This window comes from Rhizobium sp. 862_C5_N1_2, from assembly GCF_051811205.1.
Taxonomy (GTDB): Bacteria; Pseudomonadota; Alphaproteobacteria; order Rhizobiales; family Rhizobiaceae; genus Rhizobium; species Rhizobium leguminosarum.
The window spans coordinates 2,943,716-2,964,963 of record NZ_JBPWPT010000001.1; the positions used below are offsets into that span (position 1 = coordinate 2,943,716).

Below are 21,248 nucleotides of genomic sequence, written 5' to 3' on the forward strand. Positions count from 1 at the left end.
AGGTGGTCTTGCCTCTAGGCAATCAGTGACAGGCTCTGCGTAAGGTCGTCAATCAGGTCCTCTTCAGCCTCCAGCCCAACTGACATTCTCAACAATCCATCCGTGATGCCTGCCAGTCTCCGTGTTTCGACGCTCATCTCCGCATGTGTCATTGTTGACGGATGCGCAACGAGGCTTTCGACGCCTCCCAACGACTCAGCAAGCGTGAAAATACCGAGCGAAGCGACAAACGGTCGAACGGCTTCAATCCCACCTTTCAATTCAAAGCTTAGCATCGCACCCCAGCCTCTTTGCTGGCGCGCCGCGATGCCGTGTGCTGGATGAGAGGGCAGACCCGGATAGTGGACCGCGGAGACCGCCGGATGCTGGAGGAGAAAATCTGCTATGACCAACGCCGTGGACTGCTGCCGCTCAACCCGTGCAAACAGAGTTCGGATGCCACGCAAAGTTAGGTATGAATCAAATGGCGATCCCGTCGCGCCTGTTATGTTTGCCCAGGATCGTAGGGCCTCGACTTCAGACGGATCGGACGCAACGATTGCGCCGCCGACCACGTCTGAATGCCCATTGAGATATTTCGTTGTCGAATGGACGACGTAGTCCGCTCCAAGGCCCAGGGGCTGCTGAAGCGCGGGAGAGAGAAATGTGTTGTCAACCGCCACTTTGACGTTCCATCCTCCCGCGAGTTCGACGATCCCGCGGATGTCGACCACTCGCATGAGCGGGTTGCTAGGCGTTTCCACCCAAACTAGCGCGGGCTCTCTCTGAATTGCGCTTGTGAGGGCAGCGCTATCGCTTTGGTCAATGAAGACGACATCCAACTGATGGCGTTCCTTCAAGGCTGCAAGAAGACGGTAAGTTCCGCCATAACAATCATATGGTGCGACCACAAGCCCACCGGCCGGCACGCGACTAAGGAGAAGATGGATCGCCGACATACCCGTAGGTGTGACCACAGCGCCTGAACCGCCCTCCAGCTTAGCAAGGGTATCAGCTAGAACATCGCGCGTCGGATTGGAGGTTCGAGAATATTCATAATCCTGCGACTGCTCAAATTTTGAAAAGGCGAAATTGCTGGACAGGTAAAGGGGGGGCGTGACCGCACCAAACGCTTTGTCTGCCGCAATGCCATTGGCAACCGCAATTGTACGATATGACTTCGCTCTTGCCATCTCGCGTTCCCATACGTTTGAATTTTGTCGCCGCCGGCAGTTCGAAAGACCACCTGTATTTGAATGCCGAAGGCTTCGTTGCGAGGCACGTCCGAGGGCGATCTTCCACGCTCTTCGGATGCCCGTTCTTCCAATGACAACAACTTCGACAGCAAGAACTACAAGATTCTTTTCGAAACAGACCTACTTTTTGTGACGACGCGTAAGCTGTAGGAGCTTAGTCAAGGAATAATGCGTCGGAAGGCATGAGGTCTGGCAAAATGCCGCTATCCGGGAGCCGACGCGTTATTAGAGTTCTCAGTGGACGACAAGATATCGTTTACCCGAGTTCTCCGGGACTTCCCCAGCACCTCAACAGGGCGAGGTCTTGACTGACACTACCACTCAGCCGCTCTCGTCACTTTCGCCCTCTTCTGTTTTCTCAAAGATCAGCCAAGCGGTGCCCTTTGTTGCTATCCTAGTCCTGCGAGCGTCTTGGACTCGCTCTGCCTGTCGCTTGGTGTAAGGACCCATCGCCTGGGTCTTTTGTCCCCCGCGGCAAACTTGGCAGTACCACTCGTTGTTATCATCCGAATAGATATCCACCGTGGTTGAGGCCTGGTGTGGCTCGTGCTCGGCAATCTCGTCGACGAACTTTATTAACCTTGAGTAGTGCTTAGCAGGAGCAGATGGAGAGAGCACGGCAGAATCGAAAGCGTGCGAGGACAACGTTGACATGGCTCATCTCCTTTTGCTTCGCTGTGTTATGGTCGCCGGTTAGTTCTCATTGCTGGGCCATATCCGGCCGGTCGTGCTGATGAGTTCAAAAGCCAACGCGACATCGCGTCCAAGTCTGCGCACGAATGCTAATGCTTTTTAGTCGTGCGCCTCTTGATATCACCACGCAGTTTGATGCCGTTATGCCTGGTAAGCAAACGAATTTGCTTGTCCATTGTCTCCAATTCTATTGGTGCAACGGCAAGAACCGAGCAACACCCTGGATCTCTCCGGCTGGGACGGAGCCCTATGTCCTGTTGTCGCTCCTGATGCGAGCTGGTCTGTCAGCGCCCGCGCCTTGGCAGGGTCGCGGCGGTGGTCAAAGATCGACGGAGAGATTTCGATGAAAATCGGAGAGAATATCAAGCGTGAAGGACTTTTTTTCGCGGCGATAGGTCGGGCTGGCCTTGTCTGCCGAAGACAGGCGAAGACTGGCCGCTGGCTGGCACCCACCGCGGATGCCGTGGACTCGAAGACTTGCTTCAGACGGCTTCGGAGGCGATCGAAACTTCGTTCACGGAGCCTCCTGAGCTCGTGGCGCAGGGAGACAGGGTTATGGTCATCGGCGTCGCCACCGGGAAAGTCAAAGCCACAAACAAGCCGTGGAAGGACAACTGGGTATTTGCCATTACTGTCCGGAACGGCAACTGACGAAAATCCGGAAGTGCGTCGATACACAGGCACTGGCGCAGGCGTCGAAGGATTAGCACGCATAGCACTATTAGGACCTGCGTCATTCATCAATCAACCCAAATATGAAATGGTCAGGTCGGAAGGACATCTGCGCCATGCCATAACGACTTCACCTGATCGACAAACCATCTCCCTGCGGGCCCAGGGGGGTGCGATGGCCTATGAAACGCAGACATCGTCAACATGAAACCGGAAAGTGGCATATCGTCCACGTCCAGAACCGTAAGCGTGCCGTCGGCAACGTCCTTTTCAATCATATGCAGCGGCATGCCGCCCCACCCCACGCACTCCTTGAGAAACGCGTGCTTGGTGGAAAGGTCTGCGAGCCGCCACGTCGAGGGCGAGGCCACCGCAAAGTCTCGACCGGAAGTGAGGTCCGATCGATCAGTGAGAACAAGCTGTACATGTTTTGCCAGTTCATGTCGGGGAATACGTTGTCCATAGGCAGCTAGCGGATGACAAGCCGAAGCAACCGCAACCAAGGGTAGCTCGCCTAGTCGCTCACTGGTGAGCGACGGAAACGGTTGAGGCAGTGGCGGCAAGATTCCAAGACTGCACCGGCCGTCCAGGACAGGCTGATATGCCGCTCCCAAAGCTTCGACAAACAGACGCAATGGTGTCAGGGGGAAGCGTTTCGCAAACTCCTTCGCCACAGCGCTTATGACATCCGTAGGGAAGAACACGTCGATCACGACTGATAACTCTGCCTCGACCCCGGAGGTCATCAGTTTCGCCCTGGCCTTCAACATGTCCACTCCAGCGACGACGTTGCGGGCGTCGGCAAGCAGAAGCACACCCTCCTGCGTCAGCGTCGGAAACCTACCAGAGCGATCAAAGAGCATGACGCCAATCTGATATTCAAGGCCACTGACCCAGCCGCTGACAGCCGACTGTACGCGATTGAGCTTTCTGGCCGCGGCCGAAAAGCTCCCCTCGTCCACCGCCGCGATGAACGTTCGCAATTGGTCAAGCGAAATCCCGTCAAGCATCCCGGAACAATCCATCTCTATTGGAGATATATTGCATCTCAATATATCCTCTTATCAGATACGATGCCAGCCCATATGTTCTCAGCCATAGCGAAATTTGCTTTGGGCAAAATCTCTGGCAGCACAGACGGAACATCGGTTCACAGGAAGTGATCATGACCTATTCAATCATCGGCAGCGGTAGCGTCGGCATGGCGCTCGCAAGCCAGTTCGTTCGCAATGGTATCAGGGTGGGTGTTGCAAACTCACGAGGGAGGGATGCAGTCGCCGCAGTCCTGGGCGGTCACGGGGAGGTGCTGCGCGCTCTCACGATTGAAGAAGCGGTCAAGGCCGACTTCATCATTCTCGCCGTACCCTTCTGGGCACACCGTGACGTCGCCAAGGCAGCGATCGATTGGAAGGGCAAGACCATCATAGATGTCACCAATGCCTATGGCGTACCGCTATCCGATCTCGGTAACAAGCCGTCCTCCAGCCTTGTCGCGAAGGCAATGCTGGGCGCTCGACTTGTGAAGGCATTCAATCACCTGCCAGCTGGTGTGCTAGCGCAAGACCCCAAAACTGCTGAGGGACGGCGTGTGGTCTTCCTGGCGAGCGACGACGAGGGAGCAACCTCTGAGGTCGCCAATCTCGTCCGGCGGCTTGGCTTTGCTGCGGTCAGCCTCGGCAAAATAGCGGAAGGCGGCCGGCTCGTGCAGGCGCAGGATAAAACTTGGGCACCGCTTATATTCCAGGATTTCTTCAAGAAGGAGGGCTGATCGATGTACGATCATGTCATCTGGCCAGAACGCTTTGATCCGAAGACATCGGCAATCTACGCGCTCAACGACATCGATGTGAAAGCGCCGCCGGAAGTGGTGTGGAAATTGCTGATCGACGCCGAGAACTGGTCACGCTATTTCCCTGCCGAGGACCAGGTAAAGATTATGTCGGGAGAGCCCGAACTGGCGCTCGGAACCAGATACGGCCGCGTAACTGTCGGCTACCCAATGAGCCTTGTCGTAACCGAGTATGTCCGAAACGAGCGACTGGCCTGGGCGACGACGGTCGACGACGACAAAACGGGTTCCACCGCGTACCACGGCTGGGTTATCACGCCCACGGAAAGCGGATGTCATGTCCTGACAGAGGAAACGCAACAGGGCGAGTGGTTCCTCGACATGCTCGGACGCAAGCACCCTGGCGGTCTCTACAGCTACCACCAGGAGTGGGTCGAACGACTGGCTCAAGCTGCAGAAGCAGAGGTCGCCCAAAAGGTGTGACGCGCGGTAGACGAACAGACCGCCGCGCCCGGTGCCCTTGATCTCGCAATCGCAATATCGCTAGGAGACACCCATCATGAAAATCGAACTAAACGGCCGCAAGGCCGTCGTCACAGGCTCAACTGCCGGCATTGGGTTCGCAATTGCCGAAGGGCTGGCACGTGCAGGTGCAGCAGTTGTCGTCAACGGGCGCGGAGAACAGCGGGTTACCGACGCGTTGAAGGAACTTCGCAGGCGTTTTCCCGACGCCGAATTTAGTGGCGTTGCTGCCGACCTATCGACTTCGGAGGGTTCCACCCTACTGGCAGGTCAGATCGATGAGGCCGATATCCTCATCAACAATCTTGGCACCGCGCATATCAACGGTTTCTTCGACCAGAACGACGAGGAGTGGCTCGACCTGTTCCAGCTCAACGTCATGAGCGGCGTGCGCGCGGCCCGTCAGTTTGTCCCCGGAATGGTCAAGCGTGGCTGGGGTCGCGTGGTGTTCATCAGCAGCGAGTCGGCGGTCAACATCCCCAAAGAGATGATCGACTACGGGATGACGAAAACGGCTCAGCTTTCCGTATCCCGGGGCCTTGCTGAGTTGGTTGGCGGAACAGGCGTCACCGTGAACTCGGTTCTACCGGGACCGACCCGCTCCGAAATTTTGGGTAACTGGATGGCCGCGACGGCCAGGGAACAAGGCATCACGCAGGACGAAGCCGAACAGAACTTCCTCAACACGATGCGTCCCACCTCGTTGATCAACCGGTTCACGACAACGGACGAGATCGCGAACATGGTCGTTTACGTCTGCTCTGAACAGGCATCCGGCACAAGCGGCGCTGCGTTGCGTGTCGATGGCGGTGTCCTTCGCTCGATCGTCTGACCCCGGCTGATAATTGACAGGCGGCAAGTGAATATGAACCGCCAGTTCCACCATTCAATCCAAAACGCAGGAAATAAGATGTTCGAAGCAATCCACTGGCCCGCGGATATGGCTCCCAGCCGGTCACCAATCCATTTTACGAATGAACTCGAAGTTGCCGCATCACCGGAAACAATCTGGTCTCTTTTGACTGATCCACTGGCGTGGTCTAGTTTTTATCCGGGTGTCTCGCATGTAGACGTTCTCGACGGCCAAACACATCTACAGCTCGGAAGCCGTTTTGAAACCAATTTGGCTGGTCAGGACGTCTCGGCGTCTGTCGTCGAGTTCGAGTCTACCAGCCGCATCGCCTGGGCGGGCGGTCCGAAGTCGTCGCCATCCTCCCGCGCATATCACGCATGGATCATCACTCCGACGTCTACGGGTTGCCTCCTTTGGACAGAAGAGACGATGCAGGGCCCGCTTTGGCTCGAACTCGCGAAGGAAGCGCCCGACATCTTTTGGCGGACACATGAGAAGCTCCTTCACGACCTTGCAAATGTTGCGCTCGAACGCGAGTCTTTGCAAAACGACTAACCCGACCTCGCATGGGAGGAACCGTCTGGTGCGTTCCGTCAGCCGCGCCAGCCGCCAGAAGGGTGTGCTCTCGGCCATTCAATCCAGTCAGCCTGCTGACGTTCCAGCGGTAGCGGACATCAAGGTCGTCTTGGTTGACAGTGCTTTCCACGACATTGACTCCTCCGCGTCGACCTTCGAGATCGTATCCCGCGCGGCTTTCCTGGAAGCCCTACGCATGACAAAACTTGGCTCTGTTCCAGCCAGTTATGAAGGTTGAGGTCGTGGCTCCAGGGGATCATGCCGCAGTTTGGCCGTAACCGGTGTTCCGCTCCCATGTTTATCCTAATCGTCCAAATCTGTTTCTTCCACAGACGAGCAATGGGAGGTCGCCAAGTCGACAATGCTCGCGCCGTCATCCATTTTCAAAATGCTTCGAGTAAAAGAATGTTCTTAAATACAGGCATGATCAACGGCCGGGCAGCAATCTCGGATTGAAATAGGAGCGTAGGTCACTTTCGAACACGGTCATAAGCATGTCACGAATAACACTGATTAGATTCGCTGTGCGAAGTCGCGTTAGACTGCCAGAAGGAGAGTGCTGTCCACAGCGGTTTCCCGCAGGTCAGAGTCCCATCAATTGAAAGCAATTAGGGCCACTGCATGCCAAAAGACGCCATTGACGTTGCTTGTCGTGCGGGCCAATTTACGGCCATGTTCGAAAGTGACCCCGTGGCCAGAGCCGATATGAAAGCTGGAACCCTCTACGCAATAGCGGGCGAGAGGGGATGGATTTATTATGGGCAGGTTACTGCCGACAAAGCGATTGCGTTCTTCCTTCGTCGAGATCGCGCAATTGCGTCGGCGGAAGACATCACGAGTTCGCCAGTCATGGCGGTGGTCAACGTTGCGTACCCGTCAATTGGGCGTGCACTTCGTGCTGTCATTTGGAAAAAGCTCGGACGCTATCCCCTGTCCAAGCAGAGTGCGTCTAGGATGGTTGTGCAATGGCCGGTCGGAACATTGAGGGTCACGGTTTGGGAGGGTGGTACACCGAGCCATGAAACTTCTGTAGATGACCCAGCGATCCAAATGATGGAGATCATGGCCGTGTGGGATGCGGAGTATCATATCCCACAGAGATTAACGGCCGACTTTTGCGCAGAGGAAGCCTCCTGGCACGTCGGCGGACCTATTTGGCGGGAACGAAGAGTCAAAGAAGAAAGATCAAGACGTTTCCCCGACGACCCTGCGCACAAATTGCCTGGCGACTGGGTGCCCACGAACGCCCCGGAAAGCCCAGGGAAGTTGTCGGTCATGTCAGTTGCTGAGGATAGCGCGGATTTCTGATTTCTGGCGCGATCCGGTGATCTTCGACCCGATGGGGATATGGCGCAGGTGTCCGGCCGCGACTGGATAGGCGATGGGAACTTCGGTGTCTCGCGGCCGTTTAGTTGCCGATGCGGCGTATCGGGCGGACATCCTACGCCTCGGGCGGCAGATGAGATCGTCATGGCAAGGGATGCCGACATAACCATATTAAGAAAGCGCGGAATGCTGGCGACCGTGCGCGGCGTCGTTGCGCATAGCGTGGGCGGGGCCGAAGTCGAGACTGCGCCCTGCGATATCCTTCTGGGTAATGCAATTCTGCATGTCGCGAGACTGGACGTTTCGGTTTGCACGACCGCCGCCGCGAGTGTCGTTGCGGAGGGCATTATGTTGAATTGCGAGGACTGCCGTCGGCTCGCCTTGAAATATGGCGACAAGCTTGAAGTTCGTGAGTAGGAAGCAAGAACCCTGAGCACTGGCCGATCAGCTTTCTGGGCCCAAGGAACCTCAATCGGACATCAACACGACAACCGACCTCGGAGCCACGAGAGAATTCAGTTCGATGATGGTGTTCGGGAGTTTCATGGTTGAGACGTGGGGCATTGATCCGCCTCGGCTGATGGTCTTTCGTCCACCATTCTTCACCTTTGAGTTCTCGTAATCGGGCAGCGTTGTGAAGCAGATGGGGATTGCGTTCATGTCGGCCTCGGATGACGGACGCCGCATGACGTAGAAAAATATCTCCTGCCATTCAGTGCGAGGTGATCGCACGACCGCTGGACGCGAGATGCTCAGTAATGGCGCGCCGGATTTCGGTAACCGTGTCAAAGAGCCTGTTGTCCAAGTCGATGACATTGAAGCGGACAGCGATAAATTTGAGGCGGTTTTCGACAGGGACCGCGATCCCGACTTCCTGACCGTTGAATACGACAGCTTGCTTTTGCATAACAAACCTCGGGCGCGCCACACGGGAGCACCATCTTAGAAAAGTGGAACAAAGGGTTTACGACGCGTCAGATTGCCGTCGTAGTTCGGTATCGGATCGAGACGAGATCACGCACTCGCTGCACCATTGCGAAGAAACGAATTCGGGCAAACAACGTCATCATCCTCCTCAAGCGAGGTCAAACGACCGCTGAGTATCGCCGGCGAGGTTCCGCTTATTTCGGAACTATTCTGTAAAAAACGTAGTCGAGAAACTTCGAGTAAGCAACTGATTTTTGTTATTAATTAGCGTTTTGAATCGTATGACAATTACCGCAGGTGCGAAGTAACAAATGATGTACGTTCGTCCGCGACCCATCGTCGAAGGCCCGTCAACGGCTTTACTCGGCGATATTGCAGACTAGGCGGCATCCATTACGTTGTATCTTTTGGCTCCTTTCGGACTCGGGGCAATCAAACGGTCAATTCTACTTTTAGACCTAGATAGCCTTTGCCGAACGTCCCTCTCATCGAAAGGACCACGGACCTGAGATGTTTAGGACCGAGAAACTCGACCGTTTCGCAAAGTTGCGTCGAGATGTCTAATTCCTTTAAAATCGAAATCGACGCCCCCGGGCTCTCGCCAGGTACGCATCAAACCCCGGCAATGGCGATCTTGGCGATGGAGCGAGCATTGGCCTCGCAAACCCTTGGATTGCCGTTCCCGAAAGCAGGTGGTCGATCAAGCTCTGTCGGACAACGGGGGCCACGATCACTCGCTCGCGTGGAACGTAATCAGCAGCCAGAGCACTCCAGTCGCCGGAGCCCAAGGCATCGGAAAATCAACGTCGCCAAAATCCAGGAATAAGGGGCGGTTCCCTCCCCGCCAGCGCTCGATGATTGCCGAGGCGCGCTCCCACAGGACCCATGCTCGAGTTTTAGTCTCGGCCGATGGGGCGCATGTGGTGCTTTCCTCGCGGAACGACGACAGGTCCCGTTTAAGACGCATGCCGTCGACGATCCAGATCATGGGATCGTAAAAGGCTTCCCGCGATCCCTCTCCTGCGGCGTGAACGTCGAGTGTTGGAATTCGATGACGGTACCGCTTGCGGTCTTCACGTCGGCAATGTGGACCTCGCCGTCGTGAGCCCTGTGATGGATTTCCTGCCACTCCGACGGCAACAGAACTGAGTGCCATTCTTGCCGAGCGGGCCAACTTTCGCGACCGATGTTCCGCTCCCTTCTGGACGGTAGCGATAGCCCAGAGGGCTTCAGAAGTACCCAATTACCGTACAACAAGCGATATATCCGAGAGGGAACATTGCCGCTACAATGTAGCCAGATCGATAGTTCGACGTCATGGCAATGACGCTGGTTACTAGCCCGGCTGCAATTCCGGCCGCGAGGACAGCTGGAAGGGCATCCGCCGCGAACGCGCCTGGGCCATCCCCCGATCCTATGGAGAAGAAATAGACAATAATCATTGCGAGGGTTGCCGCCATAAGCGTCCACCCCTGTCGCCAGAACGCAAGCGCGACGAATCCAACGATGTACGGCAAAACAAAAAGGATAAAGAACAACATCAGTGTACCAACTCTTCTTTGGGCCGCCCACAGCCTTCTCGGACCTAAGTCCCTATCGCGAACTAAATTAACTGTCCGTTGTTTCCTTCGGTATCACGAAGGAGGATTGCCATGAGCTTCGAGCCAGAAAGCCTAGCCTACGATCAGCTTGCGAGCGTGCAGGCCGCGGTGTCCGCGGAACCGGAACTGGAAAGCTCGTCCATTTCTGAAGCATGGTAGGCAGAAGCGTCCTGTTGGAGGGCTATGTGGCCAGCTACGGTGATCGGGAGAAGGCGACGGCGATCGCGGCTTTGATCGCGGGTCCGGAGAACGTGCACGACAGGATGCAGGACCGCGCCTCGACGACAGATAGCTAACCACAGTCCTCATGGATCAAAGCCAGTATGCCCACGGTCAGCGGGTCTCGCGAATTCCACCCTAAGATTTTGAAGGATTTCCTCGCGGGAGTGACCTTGGGAGCGCAGGTCTACGACCCGCGTCACGAAGCCCTGATGATCTGGAGAAATCTTCAGCTCATTGCATGCATCGACGATGATCGCCTGGAGGAATTCGATATCGTCACTGTCAATCGCGAAATCAGAAAGCTGGCCCAATTCCCACCCTTCAGAAAGAGGCAGAGAGCGTCAACATCTCTCAAGCTGGCCCCCAAGACCGAGCGAGAAATCATAGCGCGAATGCGTCCGCAATCTAGCGAAATTCTGATCGTCTCGAACAACAGCCACACATTCACGCCCGGTCACGCTGGGTAACCAATCGTCAATTAGGGATACGGAATACACGCGTATATTACCCCTCGGGGATTGTGATCCCTAAGGTCGACGATAATGGACTGGGACGCAACCTCTGTATTCACACCCGTCGGGCTGGCTCTGCGCGGTCAGCCAGCTCATAGGATCGTCCGCACCCTCCGCGACGCGGCATATATGCTGCTCAAGGACTGGCCTTCCGATGACGGCGAAGAATATGTCACTGCTGTGAAGGCTTGCGTCGATGCAATCAGCGGCCAGATCGCCCCAGAGCAATTTTGGGACGCATTCCTGCGCGCGGCCGATGAAGCCGGCATCGCTGCTCTGACTGTCGTTCAGCGACGAAGTTGATGCACGGCTTGGTCGGGTTGCATGGACGGTGATCACACAGTGCTGCAGTCGTGAATGGGCCCTCTTCTAGCCGTCCGACACCCCAGGCGTCCAGCCGGTCCCTGCCGCCCATCGATCCGATATGGTCAATGCGCTTCGCCCGGGTCCCGAGCGCCTTCCGGAGTGCTGCCGCTTTCACGCGAAAGTTCTCTGCCCAGTCAGGAGACCAGTCGCATATCTCTATCGACTCATTCAATGTCACTGGATGCTCCGACCAGGTCGTAATGGAGATGTTTAATCGTCCATTCGAGGCAATCTGCCGACCAGCGTTCCATAGGCGCATCGCCGATGCGCCGTGCTTGCGCAAGAAGAATCCGTTGGCGAAGCACGACAAAATCGACAACATGCGACACATCGACATTGGCATCATAGGCCTTGCAGAACATGGTTAACCGGCGTCCTTGCTCAATGTCGCCATCACCGAGATCGAGCCACATCCAGGCTGCGTAGCCAAGATCGTGCATCCGAGGTCCAGGCGAAGCACTGTCGAAGTCGATGATTGCCACCGGGCGTCCTGAACGAAACACGAAATTGCAAGGTGACAGGTCGTTATGACACACGACTTCGAGTCCAACGCTCTGCGCCGCAGGTGACGCCACAAGTCCCTCCGTCGCATCGTGATATCGGCGTATCAACCGCGCGGCGTCGATCAGGACATCATCGCCATGCCAAGACAGGTCCAGTGGCACGTCACCTTGAATGTACGAGAAAACGTCGCGCCCGAATTCGTCAAAACCGTTTGAGCGCGGGGCAGCGTCAAAACCCGATGCAGCAAGGTACTGCAGAAGTTTGTGGACGAACGGCGAGTTGAACGTCGGCGGACGTCGGACCGTAGCGCCGACACGCACGACTCCTTGGCTCACGCGACCACCATTCAACGGAATTTCGCTTTCCATCGCCCCGGTAGACCTCCGCAGAATCGCACCGCTCTGGCGCGAACACGTCAACGTTGGCAGCTTGGCATAAATCCAACCAAAGGGAGATAGGTCATTTTCCGACAGCTGTCCGATGTTGGCTTTGCACTCCCTTAGCGAGCGCATCGTCGTTCTCGGCCCATGTGGTCTTTATGACGGTACCCGGGGCCGCCTTCCGCCCCACAATCCGCCTGATCCCTTAACCGCGCACCGTATGGCGACTGATGAGGAGTTGGGTTAGGGTCAAGGCAGCAAACCTTAGATCGGGTTATGGGTAGCGAGAAACTGCCGTAGCAGTCAGCGCGTCGAGCCTTTGCAGTGCGGAGGAGCATAACTTCAGTGACACCAGAAGAAAGAACGATTTTGAAGGCTCTGGCTCATATGTGTCTGCAATACATGGACGAAGGCCCGGAGGGGCTAGTTCACAAGTCAATGAGCGCCGGCGAAAAGGCGGTCGAAGTGTTGGCATACTACGGCTTGGTCAAGCCTGATCTAGGAGGCGGGTTCTGGACCGACGAAGGCTTGCGTCTTCTCGACGATGAATGGACATCGGATCGTGCGAATTTCCTGCAGCGCATGTCAAAATCCTGAAAGCCGGGCGCTCAAGCATCTGATGATGGGGTGCTCGGCGCGATACCGAGAGCCGCTATTCAAACACTTTTTCAACGGGCTGTCTTTCGATCCAGGCGGCGGCCACTAGCCAGAATAGTCCACCGGCGGCAATGCCAAATACCGCTATTTCTGCGAGCAATTCAGTGGTTTCCAGCAATCCCCACCACGTCATCATTCCGTTTTCGTAGGTGATGTGATCATTCGTGTAGGCCTTATCCGGGCCGAAAAATACAGTTAGGCATAACCACGGGAAGGTAGCAACGGAGGCCCCGGCCATCGCACAATTTGCAAGGGACGCCCTTACTCGTCCCCTGAAATAGAGTATCAATGGAATTCCGAGGACAACAGTTGGCGGGTACGCACCGAAGAATGCGACGACTGCAGTCGTTTGGACAACCCGCTCCATCATATCCGGCAAGCCCTGATAGGCTGGGCTGTAAACCGCATATGCGAACGATGCCATCAAAGGCACTACAATTAGTGCAACAGCAATTCTCCACCATGGTGGTGATGCGAATGTTGTTACCGCCATGTGCACCTGCCTAAACAGCCTACGCGACAGAATTGCACGCGACGGTGCGTATGACAACGGTCCGGCCCAGACCATTCGATGAGGGGCAGCGGAGTGTTCTACTTTCACTTTTTGCCGCGATGTCACGTCAGTGAAAATTTCGGAGCAGGACAATGCTCTCGCCAAATCTCTCCAGCCACGGGAGACGCTCTTCGAGCATAGTGTCGAAACCTCGTTCCTCAAGCCCATCTTGCAACGACACATGTCTTCATCGGCAAAATCGCATTCGCCACCCTCCGTTCTGTTCGACTCCCTATCCGTTGAAGCTAAACGTGCCACATAGGCCTGAGCTGTGAATGTTTTTGGGGGCGCTCCTTGATCGGAAAACAGCAACGCCGAGCATCGGTTGATCAAACAAGATGTCCTCGTAAAATACGACGTAGCGAGCGGGATTTATCGCCGGGTCGCCGCACAAGGTATTTCCGTGTTCCAATTCGCCTGGATCACCTTCGAAGCGGAATACTTCTGCTGTAATTTTCTTAGGCGCTGCCAGGTCCCATTCCCGCCATGAGCCTTCCACGGAGGTCAAGACCGTGGACGTACCAGTGCCGAAAGTGATCGTCATTCTGCTCCCGGTTCTCGCGAAGTTTGGGTTTCCAGACAGTTTGATAGGGCCCATAATTGCTTGTGCCGTGCGGCTCATCGGCTCAAAGGATCGTTGGTCTTGCCAGATATGGTGCTCCGCCGCTGACTGGCCCAATGCAATGCTGGGAACCAACAGGACCAGAAGGCTGGCTTTGGAGAAATCACTCATATGCCCCTCACTTACTCCCATCATTCTGTTCTGGATCAAGAAATGCTTCCGGAGATAAACCACGCCGCCGAAATAGCCCTGGATCGCACAGCAGGCGGCAGCCGTTGATGCCATTCCGTGTGACTGGCTCCGCAATTAGTTCCTGGCCAATCTTAAACCAGCGTTCTTTCCCGGCGATCGGCGGGGTATAGAGGTATTCGCCCTGTATCCATGACCCGGGCAGAAAGAAGGCGTTGGAATAGGCTAGACTCCTAATTTTTGAAGGAGCCGCCTCAAGGACTTTCCGAACACCCCTGTTTGCGGCAGGCGCTTTCGGTGGCCTTGATCGCGGCAGCGCGCAGGCCCTCAAGCATTCGAGACCATTCCAGAGAACCGACGTCGGCGGCCGCAGACGCGGATCGCACAGGCCTAGCTGTCTCAACGTGTATCTATCCTTGCCAAAGTTACACAGGGCGCAGCTGATGACGATGTTCTCCTCGGCTGACGAGCCGCCATGGCTATGCGGCACGACATGGTCGTACTGGAGCCACAGGCATTGAAAGGCTGCGTGGTGTTTGCGCGGGTCGCTAGCCTGCCAGGGAATGGCGTTTGGATAAAGCGCGTGGGCTATTTTGCGGATATCCGCATGGATCACCGGAATGCCGCAGTAACGGCATCGATAGCCGTCGCGCGCCAAGACCGCCGCCTTGACGTGCAACGGCGGGTGCCGAATTGGATCGCGCATGGTCTTCGGCATCTCTTGCGTGTCGCCTTCGGACTGATGATTCCTCACCTTGAGATGTGGCTTCTCCCAGTCCGGATTGATCCAGTTCCAAATTTCCCGCATGTCAGCTTGACAAAACAGGGCCTCTGCGACTTCGCGCTTGCCCTTGAGATGGGCGTCCGCCGCAGCCGAAAGAAGCTCGCAGACCTCGAATATGGCTGGAATAGGCTCCTTGATGAAGTGACGCGGATGCACTACCGCAGATGTCATCGTGTCATCCCTCTGTTGTCTGGTTTCGACAAGACAGTCGCAAATCGTCAAGTGCCCTCTTGCGATGGCCTCTCGACGGCCGCAAGCTTTCCACCTCTCTTCGGAGTCGCTACGCTCTGGGACTGGACTCGGCTCGCACCGAGTCGGGCGGCGCTCTGACGATCTTTCTCGAATATGCTGTGGCCATTCGCCTAACGCATCGATCAGAGAAAGGGCTGACCGAAATTCCTTCCTCCATCCAGCTTCGCGCGCGGCCTCCTCAGTGCAGAACCATCGTTCCCCTTGTAACGGATTGATGACTGTCTCACGGTAATATTCTTGGCCAGGGACGTGAAAAATCCACTCGCCGGTGTGGCTGATATTACCTTTGATGCCGCAGCCGACGCCGGACGCAATAGGCGATGTGAGTATCGCGGTGGCGAGTATCGCAATTCCCGTCGCTAGCGCTGCGCCAGGTATCCAGTTAGGAAGCTGGCTTTTGATTGGATTCTTGCGGGCATAGCGCCTCTGCGGTCCGTGCGACGGTTTGCCTCTCGCCTTCCACTTCCGACGCTTTCGCGATCGAAGTCGATAACCTTGCCCATATGGCCTCCCTCGGGCAGCACGATGACGTACATCAGCGGGTAAGTCCATTAGTCCCATCTGATGAATTGACGGGGCGTCGAGCCTCTAGGGCGTTGCTGCCCGTTGCACAGGAGTCCGCACCCCGGTGATCGACCTCCGCTAGCTTCGATTAGTGCAGCAGGGTGGAATCACGCGACGAGATGCGCGGGAGTAACCGCCTATCCGTTGCTGCCTCGTAGTAACCCTCTCTGGTGTTGGGCTCCCAGTCCGCCTCTTGCACAAGTGCGGCTACGCTCGCCCGCGAGACCAAAGGCGGCACCGTGCTTCAGCTGAGCCCCTACGCCGAACTTCTCCGCGCGATGCAGGGTATTACGCCGGAGTTCGTGCACGTCGTTGTGCCCTGGTCCGACTTGGAGCCGCAGACGTTCCGCGTCGCGGACTATGCCGCATTCTTCAGGAAGGTGCGGAGGGCCACCGAAGAGGCGACGGCCGCTGGACGGGACGATCATTACCCGGAGCCGACGGAGCATTGCGACATTTGCAGATGGGCCGAGCAGTGCGATAACCGGAGGCGCGACGACGATCATCTGTGCCTTGTCGCCAACATCTCGAAAACCCAGATCGCGGAATTGCGGGCGCACGCTGTGATCGTGTCGCTCAGCAACTTCATTCACCAACACTCCAGGCCGAAGGCTCTCCGAAACGATCTGCGCCTTGACCTCATCCGGCCAGTGCCGGTGAACCTCACGTCCAGACTTCCTGGTCGTGAGAACCTCCAGTGTACTCTCCATGGAGAAACTCCCGTTGCTCGTCCACGGAATAGGCGATCACAGATCACGGTGAGGAGGGCAACGTGGGAGCTGAACACCGGTTACGCATTTGCCTGCACATAAGTAAGCGTTTCGTGCTCTTTCGTGCCATCGGCCTGGACGGTCGTCATCTCAACCGAGTGGATGTGAATCGCGACAACTGTTCGCGCGCCGACGTCAGTACACCTCCACCGCCTCTTTCCGCACCAGAACTCCAGGCCGATCTGAAACTCCGAATGCTCCATGCATGATCTCCCTGATTTCGGTAAAGATGCAGTCCAATCCAGCGTTCCAAGAAATGTTAGATCGCGGATATCAAGCAATAGATGTCTGGACCGAAGAGTTCTACCTTGCGCGCGCTAAGTATGCGAGAGACAACGGCGTTGTAAAATGACGCAATGCACACCCTCAAATCGCTTAAATAGCGGACGGTCAGCGACTGATTTCTATTCGTGTTCGGACATTCTCGGGCGTCATGTCATATCCAATCGCGCGTTTGCCGGACCAGTTTATGCCAACAGCAAGCCCATCTCTTTTCAGTCCGGAAAGCCAGCGATCCAGGAATTCTGACAGCTCAATTCGACGCGTTCGGAAACTGTTATATGCAATGACGTTGTCGATGATCTTCTGGGCCCTGCTTTCCAAAGACCAGAAGGGCATTGCGGTCTCGCCATGTAAATTCGTCGATGTAGGGAACCCCTCACCATCTTGAATCGACCAAACGCTTCCGTGTGCGATGACCTCGCTAAAAAATCTCTCGGCTTGCGCAGCTGCGGTGCTCATTTCCTCATCAAAGCATTGAAGGCAAAGGTCCGCAATAGGTCGAACCCGGTCTTCCAACGCGTTCAAATTATGCCGAGCTTTCAATCCTGGATTACCGGAAATCTCGGGATTTAGCTGATTTCGTATGAGGTGATTGCAAATAGCGGAGTGTCGGGTCTCAATGCCGCTGCTATATCTTGTAAAAGTCGTATCGGGAGGATCACAAACCTGGCTCGCCGCGAACAAGGCGCTCTCTCCAATCCAGCCACGCGTGGTTTATGATAGTCGTTTCCTTAACCGGAGCGCCCATGGTCCAATACTGTCGGCCGTCGATGTCAGAGTACATTGTGCTTCTACCAGTTGGCTCAAACCACTTAGGTCGCCCTGGGTACGAATGAATTTGATGGCTTCCTCAAAAAGGTCCTGGTCCTCCGGCGGATCGTTGAATTGCCGTACCGAGTAATCGTGCGGCCACTGCGGCATGGTTTTCGCGTAATGCCAGTGACGCGTGCCGATGAACTTCTTGAAGTCATCAATGCTATCCATTAGGTCTCGTCTTTGGTCCTGAAGTTCAAGAGGCTAGTCATGCGACGACTCATGAGCCACCTCGCCCAGTTCAGCTCGCTCTCCAAACAGGGAGAGTTGCTGTGCACGCAGGGGCTTGCCTACCTTCTTCAGAATCCGGATGCACGCAAGAGCTTTGGGGACCATATCTCTAAGACGGTGGGCAGAACTATCAGCTCCGACTTGACTTGGCGAGCCGAGGCTCGACAGAAAGACGGTGCCCGCCCCGACTTGGAGGGCTGCACGGCCGACGGAAAGCTCGTGGTCAAGATAGAGGCGAAATTGGGCGCGGCGTTTGGCGAGGGCCAACTCAGTTCGTACCATGGCGACCTTCAAGAAAGCTCTGATAGTGGAACGTTGCTGGTGCTGGTACCTCATTACCGGGTTGCTGCGATGAAAGCATCGGTGTCGAGTGCGTGCGCTCTTACCGAGGACAGTCCTTGGCAGCTGGGTTTAACGTCCGACTTTTCCGTGGCGGTGATCGATTGGGAAGGGGTCTTGGTCGCCCTGAGAGATGTTCGCTCCGAACCGTTCCTTAGTGACCTCGCCCAATTCGAGGCGATGTACAGGGTCCTTAATGGCTACGACATCGAGCCACTGAGGAGTGTCTCTGAACTGCTCGCTTGGCGCGAGCGGGAAGAGGTCTTCGTCAATCTCGTGGATCGCGTTACCCGCCGCCTGCAGCGGAACCGAGTCCTGCCGATGAGCCACGAAAAGGAACCCAACGACTACCAGCGTCGATATGTCTGCCGGCTGCTTGGCGACGAGCAGCCCTGCTTCAGCTTGGGAGTCCGTGATCCTTTTGCCGGGCACAAGACGCCTATCTGGCTGCGGTTCCACCGTCTTACGCCCAAGTTCTCGGTTATCCGCGAACGTCTCGTCGCGTCTGGATTGTCGCAGCGAATAACTGAGTGCGGTGGCCACATCTGGATACATCTCGATGTTCCGCTCAATGCCGACGGCGAACGTCTGGTTGAGTCGCTGCTTGAGCAAGCTCAACGGGTTATCGAGGTCGCGTACCAGCCATTGTGACCACAGATCGTGTGTCCCGCAAAATCTCTGAGAAGCGGCAGTTATGCATGGGCCGGCGACCACTGGTGAATGAGTGACTGGCCCGGTTTTTCTCACAGCGCTTCTGCCGTGCAGGGAATGAGCGCTTACCGTGAGCGCTAATTTCACCGCACCGGGTTTGTTGCTCGGCGTCTGTGCCGCAGGGCAGCGGATAGCGGGCAGGAGCGCAACGCTCGAAGGGCGCGGTGATAAACCGAGCCTTGGCATTTGTGAGAAGTCGGTTACAGCCAGTTCATCTCACCCAGCATCCCCCGGAAGCGCCGGCAGGCTTCCTTCTTTCCGAAGCGGACAGAATTCGCTTCTAGATTACTTTCGCCAAAGGCTATAGCCGCCTTTTGATAAGCCCGGTCGGAACCAACCATCACCCCCTGAAGCCACACATTCCTTTCCAGTCGCAAGGGAATATTGCACTTGTAGGCAATGAACCCCAACGCCAGCGCATCTCTCTTACGGATGTCGTCGGCATCGGATGATGCCATTGTCGGATTGATGAATAACGCAGTAAGCAGTGATGACAGAATGAAAATTCGCATGACTTCTCCCGGGGAAATACCATCAAATCTGAAGCATAAGAGCTGCGTGGTCAAACCGGCTTTTAAGCTTAGCACCGCGATCGATCTGGGGACCGATGAATCATGAAAAGAAGCTGGTGGTGCTAAGAGGCGAGGCCGCAGGTTAAACTTGTCTACTGCAGTGCCACCCAAGCTATCGGAACTTAAATCCCCAGGCTTTGGGATCGAGATATTCGCGAGGCGGCCGCATTTCCGTAATGTCTACGGCGCGACGCGTAAACGCCACCGTGTCGAAGCTCTCCACTGCGCTCCAGCCGGACCAGTGGTCGTCCTTCAACGGAATACCGTCGGACGTGATGCACTGCTTCTGATTTGCATCGGCCGTATTCGGCGTTAGGTCATACCATGTGCAATTTTCGCCAAGAAACTGGCCCTGCTCGCCCAGATTTTCCATTCCAGTTTGGCTGCTGAATTGAGAGAAGGAACGCTTCGGGTCCAGCGAAGAGCGGCCAGCGACAATCCTGCGTTCCCGCTTCGATGAGGAATAGGAAATTCCCTGGTTCTCAAGCTCGTTCCAAACTTCGATCCGGATCGACCCGTCCTTGCCGTCACTCTGGCGAAACCACCATGGATAATGTCGCAACAGCCTCACCTCAGAGGTCTTGTCTATCGACGGATTGTCAGACGCCCTCGCAACCAATCTCGCCTCGAAATCGACAGCACTCGGAGGGTGATCCGGGTAGGTACGCAGCGGCTTGAGCCATGTGGTGGCTTCAAAAAGCTGTCTTGGGGGCAACACATCGGCCTCCGGGACCGGACCTCGCTTGATCTCGGTCAGACGCGCCTCGGACATCAATTTACCCTTGGAAAAGAGAACCTTGGTTGCGACCTCTATTCCGTCGCTGGTCAAGCAGGTCATCCAAATCGGCCTTTCCGCCGGTGGCTTACGAACTATTTCCCACCAGCGGCACTCTTCGCCGCCCACTGTCTCCACATCGTTCGTTTCCTTGACCTGCTTGATGCCGAGGTAGTCAAACGACGGCTCGACTTGCCTGATATTGAAGCGATTGATCTCCTCTCCATCTTTCTTGCCTGTTGACAAAACAACGTTCTGAAAGAAGTGCCCATACCAGATATGTGCCTCGTCACCTTGTGTCTCCTCGACATGCGTCCAGCCGTTGTGATGCTGCACGACCCGCCAGTTGTCCTTCCCATCTCCGTATGTTTCGCGCACAACGAGCTTCGCGGTGTAGTCTGGGACGTTCGTGTTGGGGAAAAACGGAAGCCCGCTCGCATGCGCGGTGGCGGTCGAAAGGCCAACCGCAAGGAAGACGATCAATCGATTCATGAATGCACCCCTGTCATAAACACCTGCACATCTTCCGGTAGCATTCGGCGCAGCTTCTGACAACCGACGTGCCCTGCAATCCCGAGTACCGGGTCATTAGCACTCTCCAACCCGCGCCTGGTCGCTTGGTAGGTAAGGGCTACTCCTGGTTCGCCGAGTGGAGCGAGTTCGTGCTGACGCAGATACGATATACCGGAATTATCTACCGGCGGACGACGTCGATGAAGATGGAGCGGTCGACGGGAATGCCTGTCACGCGCTATGCTTGACGAACCTTCCGGAATCACTAAATGGGAGCATTCATCAGCATGCCAAGCCTCGCCCAAATGACCGGGTCATTGCATATTCATCAGTTCTATATCGGCAAGTTGAAAGCTAAACAGGAACAGCTTTTTGACAGCGATTCCGAATTGGCGATGCTTCTCGACAATGTGGCTGCCGTTCTGTCCGAGCACGCCGACGTCCTGGCTGGCGACATCGCTGACATGGAATGCGATGATTGATAGCGCGTGGCAGTGTTGAGC

General features: G+C 56.0%; 28 protein-coding genes and 2 pseudogenes. 14 read left to right on the forward strand and 16 right to left on the reverse strand.

The genetic code is table 11. The features are described 5' to 3' along the window. Window positions 1-14: 14 nt before the first annotated feature. Both metB and ACD590_RS14810 read right to left on the reverse strand, forming a co-directional pair. Window positions 15-1,172: a cystathionine gamma-synthase gene (gene metB, locus ACD590_RS14805; RefSeq protein WP_439002908.1), complete on the reverse strand. Its 1,158-nt coding sequence runs from the start codon at window positions 1,170-1,172 to the stop codon at window positions 15-17. Between the two features lie 384 nt (window positions 1,173-1,556). After that, a complete protein-coding gene (locus ACD590_RS14810) occupies window positions 1,557-1,889 on the reverse strand; it encodes a hypothetical protein (RefSeq protein WP_439002909.1) in 333 nt (110 codons plus the stop codon). Between the two features lie 462 nt (window positions 1,890-2,351). Here ACD590_RS14810 and ACD590_RS14815 point away from each other — a divergent pair. Continuing rightward, window positions 2,352-2,635 (forward strand): annotated as a pseudogene (locus ACD590_RS14815) (nuclear transport factor 2 family protein); the annotation flags it as partial. 57 nt (window positions 2,636-2,692) lie between these two features. On the opposite strand, the gene ACD590_RS14820 reads toward ACD590_RS14815, so the two are convergent. Beyond that, window positions 2,693-3,610: a LysR family transcriptional regulator gene (locus ACD590_RS14820; protein ID WP_130685730.1), complete on the reverse strand. Its 918-nt coding sequence runs from the start codon at window positions 3,608-3,610 to the stop codon at window positions 2,693-2,695. Window positions 3,611-3,765: 155 nt separating this feature from the next. Here ACD590_RS14820 and ACD590_RS14825 point away from each other — a divergent pair, with 155 nt between their 5' ends. The 7 genes from ACD590_RS14825 to ACD590_RS14855 all read left to right on the forward strand — a co-directional run bounded on the left by ACD590_RS14825 (window position 3,766) and on the right by ACD590_RS14855 (window position 8,083). Beyond that, window positions 3,766-4,368 carry an NADPH-dependent F420 reductase gene (locus ACD590_RS14825; RefSeq protein WP_439002912.1) on the forward strand — a complete coding sequence of 201 codons (603 nt, stop codon included), beginning with the start codon at window positions 3,766-3,768 and terminating at the stop codon, window positions 4,366-4,368. Window positions 4,369-4,371: 3 nt separating this feature from the next. After that, a complete protein-coding gene (locus tag ACD590_RS14830) occupies window positions 4,372-4,872 on the forward strand; it encodes an SRPBCC domain-containing protein (RefSeq protein ID WP_439002914.1) in 501 nt (166 codons plus the stop codon). A 76-nt stretch (window positions 4,873-4,948) separates the two neighbouring features. Continuing rightward, a complete protein-coding gene (locus tag ACD590_RS14835) occupies window positions 4,949-5,743 on the forward strand; it encodes an SDR family NAD(P)-dependent oxidoreductase (protein WP_439002916.1) in 795 nt (264 codons plus the stop codon). Window positions 5,744-5,821: 78 nt separating this feature from the next. After that, window positions 5,822-6,319 (forward strand): SRPBCC domain-containing protein, encoded by a 498-nt coding sequence (locus ACD590_RS14840; protein WP_439002918.1) that lies wholly within the window; start codon window positions 5,822-5,824, stop codon window positions 6,317-6,319. 28 nt (window positions 6,320-6,347) lie between these two features. After that, on the forward strand, window positions 6,348-6,578 hold the full coding sequence (locus tag ACD590_RS14845; protein ID WP_439002920.1) for a hypothetical protein: 231 nt from the start codon (window positions 6,348-6,350) through the stop codon (window positions 6,576-6,578). A 383-nt stretch (window positions 6,579-6,961) separates the two neighbouring features. Beyond that, window positions 6,962-7,648, forward strand: coding sequence for a hypothetical protein (locus tag ACD590_RS14850; RefSeq protein WP_439002922.1), 687 nt, complete (start codon window positions 6,962-6,964; stop codon window positions 7,646-7,648). Window positions 7,649-7,810: 162 nt separating this feature from the next. Continuing rightward, a complete protein-coding gene (locus ACD590_RS14855) occupies window positions 7,811-8,083 on the forward strand; it encodes a hypothetical protein (RefSeq protein ID WP_439002923.1) in 273 nt (90 codons plus the stop codon). Window positions 8,084-8,378: 295 nt separating this feature from the next. Here the strand turns inward: ACD590_RS14855 and ACD590_RS14860 are convergent, their stop codons facing one another. The 3 genes from ACD590_RS14860 to ACD590_RS14870 form a co-directional block, all read right to left on the reverse strand. Further along, window positions 8,379-8,573 (reverse strand): hypothetical protein, encoded by a 195-nt coding sequence (locus ACD590_RS14860; protein ID WP_003577126.1) that lies wholly within the window; start codon window positions 8,571-8,573, stop codon window positions 8,379-8,381. Window positions 8,574-9,323: 750 nt separating this feature from the next. After that, window positions 9,324-9,581, reverse strand: coding sequence for a hypothetical protein (locus tag ACD590_RS14865; RefSeq protein ID WP_439002926.1), 258 nt, complete (start codon window positions 9,579-9,581; stop codon window positions 9,324-9,326). 241 nt (window positions 9,582-9,822) lie between these two features. Beyond that, window positions 9,823-10,134 carry a hypothetical protein gene (locus tag ACD590_RS14870; protein ID WP_439002927.1) on the reverse strand — a complete coding sequence of 104 codons (312 nt, stop codon included), beginning with the start codon at window positions 10,132-10,134 and terminating at the stop codon, window positions 9,823-9,825. A 245-nt stretch (window positions 10,135-10,379) separates the two neighbouring features. On the opposite strand from ACD590_RS14870, the gene ACD590_RS14875 reads away from it, so the two are divergent. The 3 genes from ACD590_RS14875 (at window position 10,380) to ACD590_RS14885 (ending at window position 11,231) form a co-directional block, all read left to right on the forward strand. Next, entirely contained in the window at window positions 10,380-10,490 is a 111-nt protein-coding gene (locus ACD590_RS14875) for a hypothetical protein (RefSeq protein WP_439002929.1), read from the forward strand. A 27-nt stretch (window positions 10,491-10,517) separates the two neighbouring features. Next, entirely contained in the window at window positions 10,518-10,883 is a 366-nt protein-coding gene (locus tag ACD590_RS14880; RefSeq protein ID WP_439002931.1) for a hypothetical protein, read from the forward strand. Window positions 10,884-10,958: 75 nt separating this feature from the next. Then, window positions 10,959-11,231 carry a DUF982 domain-containing protein gene (locus ACD590_RS14885; RefSeq protein ID WP_439002933.1) on the forward strand — a complete coding sequence of 91 codons (273 nt, stop codon included), beginning with the start codon at window positions 10,959-10,961 and terminating at the stop codon, window positions 11,229-11,231. A 227-nt stretch (window positions 11,232-11,458) separates the two neighbouring features. Here ACD590_RS14885 and ACD590_RS14890 read toward each other — a convergent pair whose 3' ends face one another. Beyond that, complete coding sequence (locus ACD590_RS14890; RefSeq protein WP_439002935.1) at window positions 11,459-12,166, reverse strand: phosphotransferase; 708 nt, start codon at window positions 12,164-12,166, stop codon at window positions 11,459-11,461. Window positions 12,167-12,523: 357 nt separating this feature from the next. On the opposite strand from ACD590_RS14890, the gene ACD590_RS14895 reads away from it, so the two are divergent. Next, a complete protein-coding gene (locus ACD590_RS14895; protein ID WP_439002937.1) occupies window positions 12,524-12,775 on the forward strand; it encodes a hypothetical protein in 252 nt (83 codons plus the stop codon). A 55-nt stretch (window positions 12,776-12,830) separates the two neighbouring features. Here the strand turns inward: ACD590_RS14895 and ACD590_RS14900 are convergent, their stop codons facing one another. The 7 genes and pseudogenes from ACD590_RS14900 to ACD590_RS14930 form a co-directional block, all read right to left on the reverse strand. Then, complete coding sequence (locus ACD590_RS14900; protein WP_439002938.1) at window positions 12,831-13,328, reverse strand: hypothetical protein; 498 nt, start codon at window positions 13,326-13,328, stop codon at window positions 12,831-12,833. Between the two features lie 292 nt (window positions 13,329-13,620). Next, window positions 13,621-14,121, reverse strand: coding sequence for a hypothetical protein (locus ACD590_RS14905; protein ID WP_439002940.1), 501 nt, complete (start codon window positions 14,119-14,121; stop codon window positions 13,621-13,623). 7 nt (window positions 14,122-14,128) lie between these two features. Continuing rightward, on the reverse strand, window positions 14,129-15,094 hold the full coding sequence (locus tag ACD590_RS14910) for an HNH endonuclease (RefSeq protein ID WP_439003541.1): 966 nt from the start codon (window positions 15,092-15,094) through the stop codon (window positions 14,129-14,131). 240 nt (window positions 15,095-15,334) lie between these two features. Next, window positions 15,335-15,736: pseudogene (locus ACD590_RS14915) on the reverse strand (sunset domain-containing protein); the annotation flags it as partial. A gap of 140 nt (window positions 15,737-15,876) precedes the next feature. Further along, window positions 15,877-16,449: a transposase gene (locus ACD590_RS14920; protein ID WP_439002942.1), complete on the reverse strand. Its 573-nt coding sequence runs from the start codon at window positions 16,447-16,449 to the stop codon at window positions 15,877-15,879. Window positions 16,450-16,899: 450 nt separating this feature from the next. Next, window positions 16,900-17,475, reverse strand: a complete 576-nt coding sequence (locus ACD590_RS14925) for a DUF2750 domain-containing protein (RefSeq protein ID WP_439002944.1) — start codon at window positions 17,473-17,475, stop codon at window positions 16,900-16,902. A gap of 30 nt (window positions 17,476-17,505) precedes the next feature. Then, the gene (locus ACD590_RS14930; RefSeq protein WP_439002946.1) at window positions 17,506-17,775 is read right to left on the reverse strand and encodes a hypothetical protein; all 270 of its coding nucleotides are present in this window, start codon (window positions 17,773-17,775) and stop codon (window positions 17,506-17,508) included. Between the two features lie 39 nt (window positions 17,776-17,814). On the opposite strand from ACD590_RS14930, the gene ACD590_RS14935 reads away from it, so the two are divergent. Then, window positions 17,815-18,825, forward strand: coding sequence for a PD-(D/E)XK nuclease family protein (locus ACD590_RS14935; protein ID WP_439002947.1), 1,011 nt, complete (start codon window positions 17,815-17,817; stop codon window positions 18,823-18,825). A 260-nt stretch (window positions 18,826-19,085) separates the two neighbouring features. On the opposite strand, the gene ACD590_RS14940 is transcribed toward ACD590_RS14935, so the two are convergent. Then, window positions 19,086-19,397: a hypothetical protein gene (locus ACD590_RS14940; protein WP_439002948.1), complete on the reverse strand. Its 312-nt coding sequence runs from the start codon at window positions 19,395-19,397 to the stop codon at window positions 19,086-19,088. Window positions 19,398-19,569: 172 nt separating this feature from the next. Beyond that, a complete protein-coding gene (locus ACD590_RS14945) occupies window positions 19,570-20,724 on the reverse strand; it encodes a hypothetical protein (protein ID WP_439002949.1) in 1,155 nt (384 codons plus the stop codon). 290 nt (window positions 20,725-21,014) lie between these two features. Here ACD590_RS14945 and ACD590_RS14950 point away from each other — a divergent pair, with 290 nt between their 5' ends. After that, entirely contained in the window at window positions 21,015-21,227 is a 213-nt protein-coding gene (locus ACD590_RS14950) for a hypothetical protein (protein WP_439002950.1), read from the forward strand. Window positions 21,228-21,248 lie beyond the last annotated feature (21 nt).

What these genes read in the sequence shown, in the direction of transcription:
- metB (WP_439002908.1), bottom strand. Translation starts at nt 1,172, where the DNA reads ATGGCAAGAGCGAAGTCATATCGTACAATTGCGGTTGCCAATGGCATT.
- ACD590_RS14810 (WP_439002909.1), bottom strand. Translation starts at nt 1,889, where the DNA reads ATGTCAACGTTGTCCTCGCACGCTTTCGATTCTGCCGTGCTCTCTCCA.
- ACD590_RS14820 (WP_130685730.1), bottom strand. Translation starts at nt 3,610, where the DNA reads ATGCTTGACGGGATTTCGCTTGACCAATTGCGAACGTTCATCGCGGCG.
- ACD590_RS14825 (WP_439002912.1), top strand. Translation starts at nt 3,766, where the DNA reads ATGACCTATTCAATCATCGGCAGCGGTAGCGTCGGCATGGCGCTCGCA.
- ACD590_RS14830 (WP_439002914.1), top strand. Translation starts at nt 4,372, where the DNA reads ATGTACGATCATGTCATCTGGCCAGAACGCTTTGATCCGAAGACATCG.
- ACD590_RS14835 (WP_439002916.1), top strand. Translation starts at nt 4,949, where the DNA reads ATGAAAATCGAACTAAACGGCCGCAAGGCCGTCGTCACAGGCTCAACT.
- ACD590_RS14840 (WP_439002918.1), top strand. Translation starts at nt 5,822, where the DNA reads ATGTTCGAAGCAATCCACTGGCCCGCGGATATGGCTCCCAGCCGGTCA.
- ACD590_RS14850 (WP_439002922.1), top strand. Translation starts at nt 6,962, where the DNA reads ATGCCAAAAGACGCCATTGACGTTGCTTGTCGTGCGGGCCAATTTACG.
- ACD590_RS14855 (WP_439002923.1), top strand. Translation starts at nt 7,811, where the DNA reads ATGGCAAGGGATGCCGACATAACCATATTAAGAAAGCGCGGAATGCTG.
- ACD590_RS14860 (WP_003577126.1), bottom strand. Translation starts at nt 8,573, where the DNA reads ATGCAAAAGCAAGCTGTCGTATTCAACGGTCAGGAAGTCGGGATCGCG.
- ACD590_RS14865 (WP_439002926.1), bottom strand. Translation starts at nt 9,581, where the DNA reads ATGATCTGGATCGTCGACGGCATGCGTCTTAAACGGGACCTGTCGTCG.
- ACD590_RS14870 (WP_439002927.1), bottom strand. Translation starts at nt 10,134, where the DNA reads ATGTTGTTCTTTATCCTTTTTGTTTTGCCGTACATCGTTGGATTCGTC.
- ACD590_RS14880 (WP_439002931.1), top strand. Translation starts at nt 10,518, where the DNA reads ATGCCCACGGTCAGCGGGTCTCGCGAATTCCACCCTAAGATTTTGAAG.
- ACD590_RS14885 (WP_439002933.1), top strand. Translation starts at nt 10,959, where the DNA reads ATGGACTGGGACGCAACCTCTGTATTCACACCCGTCGGGCTGGCTCTG.
- ACD590_RS14890 (WP_439002935.1), bottom strand. Translation starts at nt 12,166, where the DNA reads ATGGAAAGCGAAATTCCGTTGAATGGTGGTCGCGTGAGCCAAGGAGTC.
- ACD590_RS14900 (WP_439002938.1), bottom strand. Translation starts at nt 13,328, where the DNA reads ATGGCGGTAACAACATTCGCATCACCACCATGGTGGAGAATTGCTGTT.
- ACD590_RS14905 (WP_439002940.1), bottom strand. Translation starts at nt 14,121, where the DNA reads ATGAGTGATTTCTCCAAAGCCAGCCTTCTGGTCCTGTTGGTTCCCAGC.
- ACD590_RS14910 (WP_439003541.1), bottom strand. Translation starts at nt 15,094, where the DNA reads ATGACATCTGCGGTAGTGCATCCGCGTCACTTCATCAAGGAGCCTATT.
- ACD590_RS14920 (WP_439002942.1), bottom strand. Translation starts at nt 16,449, where the DNA reads ATGGAGAGTACACTGGAGGTTCTCACGACCAGGAAGTCTGGACGTGAG.
- ACD590_RS14930 (WP_439002946.1), bottom strand. Translation starts at nt 17,775, where the DNA reads ATGGATAGCATTGATGACTTCAAGAAGTTCATCGGCACGCGTCACTGG.
- ACD590_RS14935 (WP_439002947.1), top strand. Translation starts at nt 17,815, where the DNA reads ATGCGACGACTCATGAGCCACCTCGCCCAGTTCAGCTCGCTCTCCAAA.
- ACD590_RS14940 (WP_439002948.1), bottom strand. Translation starts at nt 19,397, where the DNA reads ATGCGAATTTTCATTCTGTCATCACTGCTTACTGCGTTATTCATCAAT.
- ACD590_RS14945 (WP_439002949.1), bottom strand. Translation starts at nt 20,724, where the DNA reads ATGAATCGATTGATCGTCTTCCTTGCGGTTGGCCTTTCGACCGCCACC.
- ACD590_RS14950 (WP_439002950.1), top strand. Translation starts at nt 21,015, where the DNA reads ATGGGAGCATTCATCAGCATGCCAAGCCTCGCCCAAATGACCGGGTCA.